10 protein-coding genes and 1 tRNA gene are annotated in these 14,027 nt (G+C 70.0%); 5 read left to right on the top strand and 6 right to left on the bottom strand.

Going from position 1 to position 14,027, the window contains the following annotated elements; genetic code table 11:
* Positions 1–25 precede the first annotated feature (25 nt).
* Together ACFOY2_RS19800 and ACFOY2_RS19795 are read left to right on the top strand one after the other, a co-directional pair.
* Positions 26–1,318 carry an oxygenase MpaB family protein gene (locus ACFOY2_RS19800; protein WP_379529525.1) on the top strand — a complete coding sequence of 431 codons (1,293 nt, stop codon included), beginning with the start codon at positions 26–28 and terminating at the stop codon, positions 1,316–1,318.
* Positions 1,315–4,527 (top strand): ATP-binding protein, encoded by a 3,213-nt coding sequence (locus tag ACFOY2_RS19795; RefSeq protein ID WP_379529524.1) that lies wholly within the window; start codon positions 1,315–1,317, stop codon positions 4,525–4,527. The genes ACFOY2_RS19800 and ACFOY2_RS19795 overlap by 4 nt, the downstream gene beginning before the upstream one ends.
* Before the next feature lie 24 nt (positions 4,528–4,551).
* On the opposite strand, the gene ACFOY2_RS19790 is transcribed toward ACFOY2_RS19795, so the two are convergent.
* Positions 4,552–5,295 (bottom strand): SDR family NAD(P)-dependent oxidoreductase, encoded by a 744-nt coding sequence (locus ACFOY2_RS19790; RefSeq protein WP_379529523.1) that lies wholly within the window; start codon positions 5,293–5,295, stop codon positions 4,552–4,554.
* A 79-nt stretch (positions 5,296–5,374) separates the two neighbouring features.
* Positions 5,375–6,274, bottom strand: coding sequence for a LysR family transcriptional regulator (locus tag ACFOY2_RS19785; protein WP_379529522.1), 900 nt, complete (start codon positions 6,272–6,274; stop codon positions 5,375–5,377).
* A 247-nt stretch (positions 6,275–6,521) separates the two neighbouring features.
* Here ACFOY2_RS19785 and ACFOY2_RS19780 point away from each other — a divergent pair, with 247 nt between their 5' ends.
* Positions 6,522–7,586 (top strand): aldo/keto reductase, encoded by a 1,065-nt coding sequence (locus tag ACFOY2_RS19780; protein WP_379529521.1) that lies wholly within the window; start codon positions 6,522–6,524, stop codon positions 7,584–7,586.
* Between the two features lie 166 nt (positions 7,587–7,752).
* On the opposite strand, the gene ACFOY2_RS19775 is transcribed toward ACFOY2_RS19780, so the two are convergent.
* The 3 genes from ACFOY2_RS19775 to ACFOY2_RS19765 form a co-directional block, all read right to left on the bottom strand.
* A complete protein-coding gene (locus ACFOY2_RS19775; protein ID WP_379529520.1) occupies positions 7,753–9,081 on the bottom strand; it encodes a hypothetical protein in 1,329 nt (442 codons plus the stop codon).
* Between the two features lie 349 nt (positions 9,082–9,430).
* Positions 9,431–10,369: a phosphotransferase enzyme family protein gene (locus ACFOY2_RS19770; protein ID WP_379529519.1), complete on the bottom strand. Its 939-nt coding sequence runs from the start codon at positions 10,367–10,369 to the stop codon at positions 9,431–9,433.
* Between the two features lie 464 nt (positions 10,370–10,833).
* Positions 10,834–10,908 (bottom strand) — tRNA-Val (locus tag ACFOY2_RS19765).
* 474 nt (positions 10,909–11,382) lie between these two features.
* Here ACFOY2_RS19765 and ACFOY2_RS19760 point away from each other — a divergent pair.
* Positions 11,383–11,799 (top strand): SsgA family sporulation/cell division regulator, encoded by a 417-nt coding sequence (locus ACFOY2_RS19760; protein ID WP_020547189.1) that lies wholly within the window; start codon positions 11,383–11,385, stop codon positions 11,797–11,799.
* Between the two features lie 135 nt (positions 11,800–11,934).
* Here the strand turns inward: ACFOY2_RS19760 and ACFOY2_RS19755 are convergent, their stop codons facing one another.
* The gene (locus tag ACFOY2_RS19755) at positions 11,935–12,552 is read right to left on the bottom strand and encodes a DUF305 domain-containing protein (RefSeq protein ID WP_379529631.1); all 618 of its coding nucleotides are present in this window, start codon (positions 12,550–12,552) and stop codon (positions 11,935–11,937) included.
* 81 nt (positions 12,553–12,633) lie between these two features.
* On the opposite strand from ACFOY2_RS19755, the gene ACFOY2_RS19750 reads away from it, so the two are divergent.
* Positions 12,634–14,022 carry an LVIVD repeat-containing protein gene (locus tag ACFOY2_RS19750; RefSeq protein ID WP_379529518.1) on the top strand — a complete coding sequence of 463 codons (1,389 nt, stop codon included), beginning with the start codon at positions 12,634–12,636 and terminating at the stop codon, positions 14,020–14,022.
* Positions 14,023–14,027 lie beyond the last annotated feature (5 nt).

Genomic DNA, 14,027 nt, shown 5'->3' with positions numbered 1-14,027 from the left:
CCGAATCTCACGACACGGGGCACACATGAATGAACGACTCGCCGACGAACGCTGGCCGGAGGAGCGCTTCCGGCAGTTGCGGCAGCAGGCCGATCCCGACATCGACAAGGTGGTGGCCGGCTATCTGGACGCCCAGCCTCCGGGCATGGGCCCGCTGGAGCTGGTCAAAGCGGTGACCGAGGAGCTGGGGCGGGCCAAGCGGGAGGCCAGGTCGCCCTCCGGCGAGCCGCCCGCCTCGGCCGTCTTCGACGCCCTCGACTTCGCCAAGGAGCTGCCCGAGTGGGGCGACGACAGGGAGATGCTGGCCAAGGGGCAGGCCGTGTTCGCCGACTACGGGCTCTACCAGTCGGCCGCGCTGTTCTGCAAGTGCCTGCCGATGGCGTACGTGGAGGTCTCCAGCGCCAAGGTGCTGGCCGGCGTCTCCAACCTGGCCACCCACAGTCTCACCCGCAGGGTGGCCGAGACCGGGCAGATGCTGGTCGACGTCATGGGCCTGAAGGCCACCGACAGCCTCCAGCCGGGGCGGCCCGGCCACACCACGGCGATCGGGCTGCGGATCCTGCACTCGTTCGTGCGCGCGTTAGTCAACGAGCGGTTCGGCGACCATTGGGACACCGAGCGGTTCGGACCCCCGGTCAATCAGGAGCTCCTGCTGGCCACCATCTTCGACTTCTCCGTCGTGACGTGGGAGGCTCTTGAGAGCATGGGCGTGGTGCTGTCCGACGAGCAGCGCGAAGCCCACCTCTACACCTGGAGCGTGTTCGGCCATCTGATGGGCGTCGACGCCTGCCGCGACGGGCCCCTCACGCTCTCCGACGTCGAGCCGGTCAGCCGGCGCCTGGGCCGCCTGTACGAATCCAGCGACGAGGGCCGCCGGTTGATGGCCCGGCTGCTGGAGGAGATGGAGGAGTTCATGCACCTGGGGTGGCGCAAGCTGCCGCGCAGCCTGGTGCACTGGGTCTTCCGCGACGCCGCCCACGGCGCCGACCGGGTGCCCGAGCTGCTCGGTGTGCCGCCGGCGGCCTGGTGGTTCACCTCGCTGTTCTCGCTGGCGCGTGCCGCTCACCGGCACTCGTGGCTGGCCGGACCGCTCGACGGCGTGGTTCGCTGGTTGGTACGCAGGGCCGGGCGGCACATCGTGGTCGCCCTGATCGACCGCCACTCCGACGGGCAGGCGGCCTTCAGGATCCCCGACGAACTGGCCCGCGCCTGGCGGATCAGGCAGTCGAAGCCCGCGGTGCGGACCCGCGCGGTCCGCCGTGCCGTCCGGCGCAGGCTTCGAGCGCCCGCGCAGGGGTTGAAGGGGCTGCGCACGTGACCGGTCCGCACCCGCCAGGCACGCTGACCACGGCGACCATCCTGTTCACCGACGTGGTCAGCTCCACCGCGCTGCGGATCAGGCTCGGCGAGGAGCGGGCCAACGTCGTCTTCCGCCGCCTCTACCAGTTGCTGAGCTCGGTGGTGACGGCGAACGGCTCGACGTTCACCAAGAGCCTGGGCGACGGGCTGATGGCCGTGTTCGACTCGGCCACGGCGGGGCTCGACGCGATCATCGCGGTCGAGCAGGCGGTGGCCGACGAGAACGAGCGGGCCATGGAGAAGATCTCCATCAGGGCCGCGCTCGCGGCCGGCGACGTGGCCTGGGGCCGCGACGACGTCAGCGGGCTGCCCACGGTGGAGGCGGCCCGCCTGGTCGCCGTGGCGGAGGGCGGCCAGGTGCTGTGCACCGATCTGGTGCGCCGGCTGGCGCAGGGCCGCAGCAGGCACGAGTTCAAGGACCTGGGGCGGCTGCCGGGCAAGGGGCTGCGCGAGCCGCTGCACACCTACGAGCTGCACTGGCAGGCGGCCGACCACCACCAGAGCGGCGGCCTGCCCACGTGGCTGGACAACGGGCACGTGCTGCCGTTCGTCGGCCGCGACCAGGAGCTGCGGGCGCTGGAAGAGAAGCTGGCCGCGGCCGAGTTCGGCAGCGGCCTGGTGATCCTGCAGGGCGAGCCGGGGGTCGGCAAGACGCGGCTGGCCTCGGTGGTGGCGGGGCGGGCGCTCAAGCGGCAGTTCACGGTGCTGGCGGGGCGGTGCACCGATCCGGCGCGGCAGGCGTACGAGCCGATCGCGGGCGCGGTGGAGCGGCTGGCCCGCACCTCGCCCGCGCTGCTGCTGCGCGCCGGGATCGACCAGCAGTGCGGCCAGCTCGTCCGGCTGGCGCCCTCGCTGGCCGCGCCGCCGCTGTCGCTGCAGGTGCCGCCCGCCACCGAGCCGGTCTCTGAGCGCTACCACCTGATGGCCGCGGCCCGCACGCTGATCGAGCGCCTGGCCACGGTGCGGCCCGTGCTGCTGGTGATCGACGACCTGCAGTGGGCGACGCTGGAGTCGCTGCAGATGCTCAACGCCCTCATGTGGGACGCCGACTCCCTGCCGATGCTGGTCCTGGCCACCTCGCGGCCGGTGCCGGCCGACTCGGCCATTCCCGAGCTGCACAAGCTGACCGCGGGCGGCCGGGTCATCCAGGTGCCCTCGTTCGGGCTCGACGAGGTCACCCACACGCTGGCGGAGGTGCGCGGCGGCGGCGACGCCGCGCTGCTGCACCGCGTCACGGGCGGCAACGCGTTCCTGATCACCGAGGTGGTCAGGGAGATGACCGCGGGCAAGGACCTCGACGCGCTGGCCGTGCCCGACTCGGTCACCAGGATGGTCATGGCCAGGCTGGCACAGCTCCACCAGGACGCCCGCGACCTGGTCAACCTGCTGGCCGTCGGCGAGCGGATGGAGTCGGCGGAGCTGCGCGCCGGGCTCGGCATCGACGAGGCCCGCTTCGTGGCCGCGGTCGAGGAGGCGATGGCCGCGGGCCTGGTGACCATGTCGGCCCGAGGGTCGTGCCAGTTCTCCCACGAGCTGACCAGGAACGCCCTGTACGCCTCGTTGTCGGCGCCGCGCGCCGGTCTGCTGCACGGGCGGGTGGCCGACGCGCTGTGCCGGACGGATCCGAAGGCGATGGAGTCGCGGCCGTACGTCGTGGCCAGCCACCTGGTGGCCGCCGCCGAGCACGGCCACGACCCGGTCAGGGTGAGCGCGGCGGCCGACGCCGCGGTGCGCGCGGCGCAGCACGCGCTGGCCGGGCTGGCCCACCGCGAGGCCGTGACCTGGTACCAGCGGGCGCTCGACCTGCTGGAGGGCTTCCCGGGCGCGAGCCTGGAGCGCCGCGCGGAGCTGATGGTGGAGTGCGGCAGGGCGATGTGGCTGGCCGGGCACCCGGAGGCCAGGCCGACCCTGTCACGCGCGGCCGACCTGGCCAGGGAGTGCGACCGGGGCGACCTCATCGTCACGGCGGCGCTCGGCGGCGACCGCGGCTTCACCCACATCTCCGCGGCGCCCGACACGCAGCGCATCGCGCTGCTGACCGAGGCCCGCAAGGTCGTCGACTCCACCGACGTGAGCACCAGGGCGCTGCTGGCGGCCCAGCTCGCCTCCGAGCTCATCTGGGCGCGCGACGGCGAGCGGCGCTTCGCCCTCAGCGACGAGGCCGTGGCCCTGGCCCGCAAGGCCGGCGACCCGCGCACGCTGGCCGGCGTGCTGGGCATGCGCAGCCTGACCATCATCCCGGCCGACCCGCTGCACCAGCGCCACCGCGACGGCGACGAGATGCTGGAGGCCGCCCGGCGCACCGGCGACGACCTGGCGCTGTTCCACGCCTTCGTGCAGCGCACTCCCCCGGTCCTCGACAGCGGCGACATGGCCAAGGCCGCGTCGCTGCTCGACCAGGCCGACGAGCTGGCCCGCCGGCTGGCCCAGCCGCATCTCAACTGGCTGATCGGCTACTCCAAGGCCGGTCTGACGCTGATGCAGGGCGACCTGGCGCAGGCCGAGTCGGAGGCGCAGTCGGCCCTGCGGCTCGGCACCGACATCGGCCGCCGACTGGAGGCCGTGGCCATCTTCTCCGAGCAGATCGGGGAGATCAGGCGGCTGCAGGGCCGTCTGTGGGAGCTGCGCGACCGGATGCGCCGCGCCGCCCAGGCGCCGAGGGTCGATCCGGTGCACGCGGTGCTGCGCTTCCTGTGCGAGCTGGGTGACGAGGAGGCGGGGCCGGCGCTCGACCGCATCCTGGCCGAGCACGGGGCGGCGCCGCCGCGGAACATGGCGCACCGGCCCGCCCTTGACAACCTGTCCGTGGCCGCCTCGCGGCTGGGCCGCACCGAGCTGGCCGAGCAGCTCTACGACTGGTTGTCCGGCGACGGCGAGACGTTCGGGCACGGCACGGTGTGCCACCCGTGCGGCCACCACTACCTGGCCCACCTGAGCGTGGCGACGGGCGACCCGCAGCGGGCCGCCGAACACTTCGAGGCCGCCGCCGAGGTGCACGAGCGGCGCGGGGTGCCGCTCATGCTCGCCGAGTCGCTGCTGGACTGGGCCGAACTGCTGGAGGGGGGCGCGGCGAGCGGGCCCAAGCCGCAGGACCTGCGGGAGTGGTGCGCCTCGCTGCTGGCGGGCCGGGGAGCGGTGCTGCTGGAGCGCCGGCTTTCCCAGACCTGATCGGGCCTCCTCGCTCGGGGCAGGTCAGCGCAGGTAGGAGGCGCCGTTCAGGTCGAGTACGGCGCCGCTGGCCCATTCGGCGGCCGATGAGGCCAGGTACACCACGGCCGCCGCGATCTCCTCCGGCCGCGCCACCCGGCCGAACGGGCTCTGCGCCCGGATCGCGTCACCACGCGGCGCTTTGAGGTGCTCGTTGGTCATGTCGGTCTCGACGAAGCCCGGCGCCACGGTGGCCACGGCGACGCCGTGCGGGGCCAGCGCGATGGCCAGCGACTGGCCCAGCGCGTTCAGCCCGGCCTTGCTCGCGCCGTAGGCGGGGCCGTCGGGCTCGCCGCGGAAGGCGCCGCGTGAGGAGACGTTGACGATTCTGCCGCCCGAGGGCATGTGCTTGAGCGCGCACCAGATGACGTTGGCGGGGCCCACCAGGTTGACCTCCAGCGTGCGCCGCCAGGCGGCCTGCCACTCCTCGTAGGAGGTCTCGGTGACGGGGTGGTGGAGGAAGACGCCCGCGTTGTTGACCAGCACGTCGATCCCGCCGAGCGCCTGGGCGGCCACGTCGGTCATGCGCAGGACCGCGCCGGGGTCGGCCAGGTCGGCCTGGACGATGACGTGGCCCTGACCGGGCAGCTCGTCGAGCAGGCTCGCGGCCTCCTTGGCCGAGTCGCGGTGGTGGATCACGACCCGGTCGCCCTGGGCCGCGAAGGCCGAGGCGATGGCGCGGCCGATGCCCCGCGACGCACCCGTGACAAGAACTCCACGTCCGCTCATTCGCCGCACACTAGCAGGAACCTGGCGAACTATCCGCGCATGGCCAGAGCTACCGACGGCGCTGAGCCCTGGGCCCTGGTCAATCCTGGCTCCAGCCTTCCCTGCGGGCGAGCCTGCGGGCCGTCCGCACCAGGGCGGTGGCCGCGGGCGACGGGTTGCGCTCCCAGGACAGCCGCAGCTCGATCGGCGGCAGTTCGTCCACGATCGGCAGGTAGGCGATCCCGCCGGGCAGCTGGCGGCCCAGCGACCGCGGCAGCAGCATGAACCCGCTGTCGTTCAGGCTCACCCCGAGGTTGCGCAATCCGGGCAGTGGGTTCTCCCAGACGTCGAAGTCCTCCCCCGTGCTGCGCAGCGCCCCCAGCACCTCGTCGTGGTAGAGCGGGGCGAACCTGCGGGGGAAGAAACGCAGCGTCTCACCGCGCAGGTCCCGCAGCCGCACCCGCGCCCGCCCGGCCAGCCGATGCCCCGCGCCCACGACCACGACGAAGTCCTCCCTGCGCAGCACCGCCGTCAGGAACGTGGCAGGCACCTGCAGATGCCGTCCCAGCAGCACGTCCAGCTCGCCGTCACCGGCCGCCGCCGTGAGCTCGGCGTCCCACGACTCGCGGGCCTCCATGCGGATGCCGGGGTGGCGGGCGCGCATCGCGGCGAACAGCTTGGGCATCTCGTCGAAGGCCGCCGTCACCGTGTAGCCGATCCGCACCGCGCCGTGGTCGACCCCGGCCGCCTTGCGGGTGTGTTCGACGGCCTGCTCGGCCTCGGCCAGCACCCGCCGGGCCGCGTCCACGAACACCCGGCCCGCCTCGGTGAGCCGGGTGGGGCGGCGGTGGAAGAGGTTCACGCCCAGCTCGCGCTCCAGGTCGCGGATCTGGCGGCTGAGCGGCGGCTGGGTCATGTGCAACCGCTCGGCGGCGGCCTCGAAGCTGCCCTCCTCCGCGACCGCGATCACGTACCGCATCAGGCGCAGATCAACCGGCATACCGGCAAGGTATCCATCACCAGGTGAACCTGATGTAACGGCCGCTCGGGCGGGCCGGATACCGCCTTGCGCGCGCCCGCTGCTCACTGATTCCATCGGCCTGCTCTTTCCAGGGCGCGCTCTTGTCCCGCGCCCCGGCCTCGGCAGCGCCCGGTTCGGTCCTCCACCCGGTGGCATACCCGCGAGGTATGTCACCCGTCCTGACCGGACTTGGCCTTTTGGCGTCCGGCCAAGGAAGCATCTCCGTATGACGACTGAATGGACGCCCTCGCGGCGGCAGATGATGGTGGCCGGCGGGCTCGGCGCGCTCGGCGTGGGCATGGCGGGCGTGCCCGCCGAAGCGGCAGGCGCACCCGACGAATTGGTGACGCGGACGGTACCGAAGAGCAAGCAGCGGGTGCCGGCGATCGGGCTCGGCACGTTCATGGCCTTCGACACCACCGCGGAGCTGCAGCGCGATCGCCTGCGGGAAGTGGTCAGGCGCCACTGGCGGGCGGGCGGCAGGGTGTTCGACTGCTCGCCGCTTTACGGCGCGTCGGAGGCGAACCTCGGCCGGATCGTCCGCGAGCTGCGCATCGACGACAAGCTGTTCCTGGCAAGCAAGATCTGGTCCACCGGCGATTATCTGTGGGACGACGGGGACGCCGCCGCGAGCCTGCGGCGCACGGTCGAGCGCATGTCGCTGAAGCGGCCGGTGGATCTGATGCAGTGCCACAGCCTCGTGAACGTGGACGTGATCGTGCCCCTTCTGCACGCATGGAAGAAGGAGGGACGCATCCGGCATCTCGGTGTCACCCACCACGAACCGCCCTACTTCCCCATCCTGGCGAGCTGGGTGGAGCGGGCCGAGCTCGACTTCGTCCAGGTGCACTACTCGATCCACACCCGCGCGGCCGAGGAACGGGTTCTCCCCGCGGCGGCCGAGAAGGGGACCGCCGTGCTCGTGAACATGCCCCTGGAGAAGGCGCGGCTGAACCAGGTCGTCGAAGGGCGGCCGCTGCCCGCGTTCGCCAAGGAACTCGGGATCGACACCTGGTCGCAGTACTTCCTGAAATGGGTGATCTCGAATCCGGCGGTCACCTGCGCGCTTCCCGCCACCTCCAACCCCGACCACGCGGAGGAGAACGCCGCGGCCATGCGCGGCCCGATGCCGGACGCCGCCATGCGGCGGCGGATGGTCCAGCACATGGAGAGCATTCCCGGCTTCGACCAGATCGCCACGAGGCCGTGGTACCCCGGCAAGAATTACGTGGGCCTCGTCTCTCGCGGTCAGGCCGCCATCCGCGTCCGCAGTCCTTGGTGGCCCTCGTAAGCCGCCCGCGCCCGGAAAAGCGGGGCCCTCTTTTCGTGATCCATAAAGGAGGGCCCCATGACGAAATTCACCAAGGCCGGCCCGCGTACGGCCGCTTCCAGCTATGAGAAGAACGGCGCTCGGGGCGTCACCGGCACTGGCGTCACCCCTGGAGGAGGTGCTCGTCTCAGTCCCCGGCGATGCGTGCGGAAAGGCCCTCGGCGATCGTCTTGGCGGCGGCGGACACCACTCTCTCCTCCAGGGGCGTCGTGCTGAGCGCCGCGCCGGGCGTCCTCAGCGCCTTGGAACCCTCGTAGCGGACCTGGACGATCCGCTTGCCCGTGAGGAACCACACCTGGCCGGTCCGTGAATGCTGCTCCCCCAGCTTTGTCTCAACGGCCTGGGAGAAGGCGGCCTCACCGAGGCCGGAAACGTTCTTGACCGGCCCTTCCCGAACCCCTCCGGTGGGGTTGGACGGCTGGTACTGGGCCGCCTTCTTCTCCCCCGCGAACGCGGCGCCGGGCTGCTTCTCCACCGTGCTCACCAGGACGTTCAGGCGGCTGAACAGGTACGTGGGCCCCTCCTGGCCCGGGACCGGGCGTCCCGACCAGGAGCAGGAAGCCTCCTTGATCTTGCCGTTCCTGCTGTTGCTGTTGCTCCGGTTCTTCGCGTCGACGGTGGGATTGGGCGTGTGCTTGTCGATGAGTTGTCGCGGTACCACCTTGCACAGGTCCTGTCCGCGGATGTCACCGGTGAGCCGCTCGGCCACACGCGCCTCGACGGGCTTCTTCGCGAGCACGGCGACGATCTCTTTCGCCGCGCTCTTGGCTCCGTTCATCATCGTGTCGGAGGAGACGGCAGAGCGCTTGCCGAACACGCCGCCCGTCTGGTCATGGCCGAGGTACAGGACGGTTACCACGCCGCCGGCGACGCGGACGGTCATCTCCGCGCCGTTGCTGAGCCGGTCAGCCCCGCTTTCGGCGAACGTGTTGGCGAAGGCGGCCTCGCCGATTCCCGGCACGTCCCTCAGTTCGTCGTAGGTGAATCCGCCCCTGATGGTCTTTCCCGACGCCTCCTCGGCGACCTCCCGGTCCCGGGCGAAGTCCTCCTCCGGGCCGTCCTCCCCGCGGATGGTCGTGGTCAACTCCACGTTGAGCATACGGTTGCGCTCGGTCCGCTGATTCGCCTGGTCCCCAGACTTCCATTCGCACTTCGCGGTCTTGATGGGGCCGAAAGTGCCGTCTGCCGGGTTCTCCTCCGCCTCGGGGACGAGCTTCTTCAGCGTCTCAGGCGCCAGGGCAGAGCAGATGTGCTCTCCCTTGAACACGGTCAGATCCACCTTCGCCTTCGCCTTCGCCGTCACGCTCGGCCGTGCGTCCGTGCGCGACTCGTCGTCGTCGGCCTCGTCGGCGACGGCCGCGATGCCCGCGCCGTTGCCGTCGGGGAGCAGCGCGAACACGCCCGCCGCCGCGACTCCGAGGAAGAGCACCACGGCGACCCCCACCGCGACGAACACGCCTGTCTTCTTCTGCCGTGGCATCGGGTACGGCCCGCGAGGCGGCATCCCCGGCGGCCCGTACGGTGGTCCCGGCGGCGGCCCGTGAGGCGGACCTGGGGGTGGCCTGTGGGGCGGGCCCGGCGGCGGCCCATGAGGCGGACCGTGGTGAGGCCGGCCTGGCGCGGGTCGACGGTGCTGGTGCGGACCGCCCATCGAGGAGTGCGGGGTGACGGAGCCTCCCGGTCCTTGAGGCGGATATGACATGATCGTTGACATTACGGGTACCGGTTGGCATGAACTTGGCGTCCGCGCGCAAGACACGTCCATCGCCACGATTGAGGCCGCCTGCGTTCGGACGGGGAGCCTGCTAAGGGCGTCGTAGGGCCGCGAGAAGAGTGTCGATCTTTTTGGTGGTCAGTGGCCGGCTCAGCATCGTGCTCACTCGGTCGCGAGCCCTGGCCCGGTTGTCCGGGGACTCCTGCTCCGACAGCGCCCGCCTGGCGTAGAACTCCAGCAGATGCCCATGCTCGGCGATCGCCATGGAGAAGTCACCCGGCCCGGAGATCACCTCGGGACCACCCGATGCCCGATAGGCCGAGTAGGCGGCCACCGCCTCGTCCTGCGGAAGATCGAGGAGGATCTTCGCCAGTTCCCACCCCGGCCGCGCGGGCCCGCAGTTCTCCCAGTCCAACACGATCACCCCGCCGTCGGCGGCGCGCCGTACGTTCCCGACGCCGACATCACAGTGGCAGGTCGTGACGTGCCCTCCATCGGGCGCGACGACCAGATCGTCCAGCGCGATCAGCTCGGGCAGCACCCGTCCGAGCGCCTGCTCCCACTCCCCTCCGGCCGCCAGCAGCGCCTGCCACCCGGCACGTCCGACAGGCTCGGAGAACCATGGCAGCACCGTCCCCGAGGCCGGGTGCCCGACGCGATGCAGCCGAGCCGTCACGGCCCCCAACTCCGCCCCGGTGACCTGCTCGCCGACCACCAGGTCGACCCACTCGTACACCCGGAACCTCCCCCGCAGCAGCACATCGCCCTCCGAGGTGAGCACGGGTCGCGGCAGGCGCACGCCCGCGTCGGCGGCGGCATGCTGAAAGGCGGTGTCCGCCCGCGCCACCCCCTCGTCCACGGGCGAGAGCAACTCCTTGACCGCCCAGGAGCCGCCCTCGGTGTCGAGCCGCCAAATCAGCCCCAGTTCACCGCGCGCCGCGTAAACCGGCGGGCCAAGCGGCTTCCCCAGCCGAAACACCCGCGCCACGTCCGCCATGGCCCGCACCACGTCCGCCGTCACCACCGTCACGCCAGTCCTCTCCTCTGCCTCACGTCCGTTGCCTGCTCACACCACATCCGCCGTCGCCGACTTCGTGTCCGGAACGTCATGCTTTGCGGCCGATCGACGGCAAAATTGTCCTTGCCCCAAGGAAGTTGGTCCGAGATCCGACACGACGTTCGGGATACGCAGGCCAATTCCCGGAAGTTCACCTCATGATCGGACAAAGGGCCCAGATTAGATCATGTTCTACTAATGGCTTATGTCCTGGCGAAATATCAATCGTCGCCTCTCCCGCCACATATATTCACCCTGGTCCCAAGTGGCAGCCGCGCACGCCCGCGAGGATCGGAGGGATGCCCAGCCGCCCCGTGGGGGACGCACCATCGGGGCCGAGAGGCCGGCCCTCAAGACATCGCGAAGCGGCTCTGGCCCCTGGGCCCCCAGAGACGGAGAGAGGCCGCCTCCCATGTGGGAAACGGCCTCTGACGTGCTGGTGGGCGATACTGGGATCGAACCAGTGACCTCTTCGGTGTGAACGAAGCGCTCTCCCGCTGAGCTAATCGCCCGCCCTGCCGGTTCCTTGCGGTGCCGACGGGGAAAACCATACCGCACTCTGGCACCTGTTCGCGAAGCGAAGCCGCGCGGGGCGGGCGTCCGAGGGCCGGTGGCGGGCGCGGTTCCGGAACCGGCCAGAGGGATTCGGGTGAAACGCGGCGGTTGCCCACCAGCATGGCGGGTCCGTGGCATACCATCGTCGTGTTCCCGGAAGGCAGCGGTCGCGATCTTTTGAGAGAAACGTTCATGTCCGAGGCTCTCCAGGGCGGGCTCAGCAAGCGCAAAACCCTCGTAAATACGACCCGATTGATGCCGTTTAGCCTGGTAGATGCCTAAATGTCCACCTGTGATGTGCGTTACAGAAGGCCCTGGGAGCGGAATCTTTCCTACAGGTTTCTTCGTTCCGCGTCATAGCTCAGGACGAAGTCCGTCAGAGCAGTGAAAGCCCCGAAGAGGGGACCTACGACGAAAAGGTTTGGCTGACGATGAACAGCACCACCGTCTCCGCCGAGCTTGGCCTTCGGCTTGTGGTCCCCGACCGTACAACCGTCCCCCTGCTCGCCGGACTGAGTTACACAGCCGACGATCCGTACGCCATCCGCATGGCCTTCCACGTAGGGAACGACGAACCGGTCGAGTGGATCTTCGCCCGCGAGTTGCTGACCGTGGGCATCGTGAGGCGTGTCGGCGACGGAGACGTGCAGGTCTGGCCCGCGCGTGCCGATGGCGAGCGTACGCTCCACATCAGCCTGACCTCCCCGTTCGGGCAGGCGCTGTTCGAGGTGCCGCTGGCCCCGCTCACCGAGTTCCTGCACCGGACCTACGAGAAGGTGCCCGCCGGCCGGGAGACCGACTTCATGGACCTGGACGCCGAGCTCACCAACATGCTCTGGCCGTCCTGACCGGCCTTTCGTCCTTCGGGGCAGGTTCCGTGCGCTTTCCTGCCCTGCCCTCCTGAGTGCCCTCACCTCCCCCGACCCGGAGCGCCGTCCCTCCGTCCAGGAGCCCCGGACGGCGCCTGGCCCCTGCCGGACGTTTCAGGACGAGGGCAGGGCGTTCAGGGCCGTGCGCATGCGCGAGATCTCGATGCTCTGCCCCGAGTACACGTCCTTGGCCATCAGGCGCATGCGCTGGTCGCGGCCCGAGGCGAGTTGTTCGCCCGCCATCTTCACCGCCCCCTCGTGGTGCCGGGTCATCAGTTGCAGGAACAGCCGGTCGAAGGCGGCGCCCTTGGCCGCGCCCAGCGCGTTCAGCTCCTGCCGGGTGGCCATCCCGTACCCGCTCATCTGCTCGTGGCCGTGTTTCGCGGTGCCGGAGCGGCCGAGTTCGGTCAGCCAGCGGGTCATGGCCTTGATCTCCGGTGTCTGCGCGGCGGCGATCTGGCGGGCGAACGCGCGGATCTCCGACGTGGTGGTCCGGGCCTCGACGAGGGAGGTCATTTCCAGAGCCTGACGATGGTGCGGGATCATGGATTCCGCGAAGCGGACGTCCTGGGCGACGGTGGGAATGGGGGACTGCCCGATCCGTTCGCCTGGCGTCGCTGTACGGGCGGGACCTCCTGGACGGCCCGGCACGATCACGGGCGCCTCCGTGCCGATGGCGGAGGGCTGCGCAGGCTGCTGCTCAGAGCAGGCTGTAAGGGCGAATATCGCCATAACCGTGATGAACACCGTACGCGACTGCGAACCTGCTGACATAGCTTCCATAGTGAACGACGAGACAAAGGGGAAGGCGCGTTGATCTCTGCCAAGTTGCGCGGAGCGTTGCTTTGTACGGTATTACTGCTGGTCTCCGCGTGCGCGGCAAATCAGGAGTCTCCGGAGGCGCCCACGCGAAACAACGCCTCACAGCAGGAGACCAGCGCTCCGCCCGGCGGGTCCGACAATGTCACCGGCGACGTGATGACCAGTGACAACGTGCGGCAGGTGGCCCACGTGCCGAAGACGGCCCCGCTCGACGGGGAGGACGACGTCGGGACGGACCTGGCTTTCCAGGGCGACTACGCCTATGTGGGCAATTTTGGCGGGTTCTCCATCTTTGACATCAGTGATCCCACCAAGCCGCAGATCGTGAGCCAGGTGGCGTGTCCCGCGCAGCAGAACGACGTCTCCGTCTATGGCGACCTGCTCATCCTCTCGATCGACGAGCCGCGCGCCGGCCCCGAGTGCGATTCTGGCGATGACCGGCGTTCGTGGGAGGGCCTGCGCATCTTCGACATCAGCGACAAGAAGAGCCCCAGGTACATCACCGCCGTCGCGACCGACTGCGGCTCGCACACGCACACGATGGTCCCGGCCGGGGAGACCCTGTACGTGTACGTCTCCTCGCCCGGCCCCGAGCCCGAGTCGGAGACCTGCAAGCCACCCCACGAACTCATCCAAATCGTAGAAATCCCAACAAAGTCCCCCGAGTCAGCAAAAGTCGTGGCCAAGCCGGACATCTTCCCGGACCGCAGCAACACCGAGTTCGGCTCCGGCTGCCACGACATCACCGCCTACCCCGAGAAGAAGCTGGCCGCGGCCGCCTGCTTCGGTGACGGCGTGCTGCTCGACATCTCCGACCCGGTCAACCCGAAGCTCGTCCAACAACTCACGGACAAACAGAACTTCCAGATCTGGCACTCGGCGACGTTCAACAACGACGGAACCAAGATCGTCTTCAGCGACGAGCTGGGCGGCGGCAGCCAGGCCACGTGCGACCGCAACACGCCCCGCACCAAGGGCGCCAACGCCGTCTACGACCTGACGAACGGCAAGCCGGAGCTACGCGGCTACTTCAAGATCCCCCGGGAGCAGACCCCCGACGAGAACTGCGTGGCCCACAACGGCTCGCTGATCCCGGTGCCCGGCAAGGACATCATGGTCCAGTCGTGGTACCAGGGCGGCGTGTCGATCTGGGACTTCACCGACTCCGCCAACCCCAAGGAGATCGGCTACTTCGAGCGCGGCCCGTTCCAGGGCGGCAGCCTGGCCGGCTCCTGGTCGGCCTACTACTACAACGGCTACATCTACTCCAGCGACATCCAGGAGGGCCTGGACGTGCTGGAGATCAAGGACCCGCTCACCGATCCGGCCAAGCAGGTCAAGATGGACGACTTCAACGTCCAGACGCAGAAGTCCTACTGACCCGC

The organism is Nonomuraea purpurea (assembly GCF_042650645.1).
Classification (GTDB): domain Bacteria; phylum Actinomycetota; class Actinomycetes; order Streptosporangiales; family Streptosporangiaceae; genus Nonomuraea; species Nonomuraea purpurea.
The sequence above is the reverse complement of the archived record's forward strand: the minus strand, read 5'-3'. Positions and strand labels throughout refer to the sequence as shown.

What these genes read in the sequence shown, in the direction of transcription:
- ACFOY2_RS19760 (WP_020547189.1), top strand. Translation starts at nt 11,383, where the DNA reads ATGAACAGCACCACCGTCTCCGCCGAGCTTGGCCTTCGGCTTGTGGTC.
- ACFOY2_RS19785 (WP_379529522.1), bottom strand. Translation starts at nt 6,274, where the DNA reads ATGCCGGTTGATCTGCGCCTGATGCGGTACGTGATCGCGGTCGCGGAG.
- ACFOY2_RS19800 (WP_379529525.1), top strand. Translation starts at nt 26, where the DNA reads ATGAATGAACGACTCGCCGACGAACGCTGGCCGGAGGAGCGCTTCCGG.
- ACFOY2_RS19780 (WP_379529521.1), top strand. Translation starts at nt 6,522, where the DNA reads ATGACGACTGAATGGACGCCCTCGCGGCGGCAGATGATGGTGGCCGGC.
- ACFOY2_RS19755 (WP_379529631.1), bottom strand. Translation starts at nt 12,552, where the DNA reads ATGGCGATATTCGCCCTTACAGCCTGCTCTGAGCAGCAGCCTGCGCAG.
- ACFOY2_RS19790 (WP_379529523.1), bottom strand. Translation starts at nt 5,295, where the DNA reads ATGAGCGGACGTGGAGTTCTTGTCACGGGTGCGTCGCGGGGCATCGGC.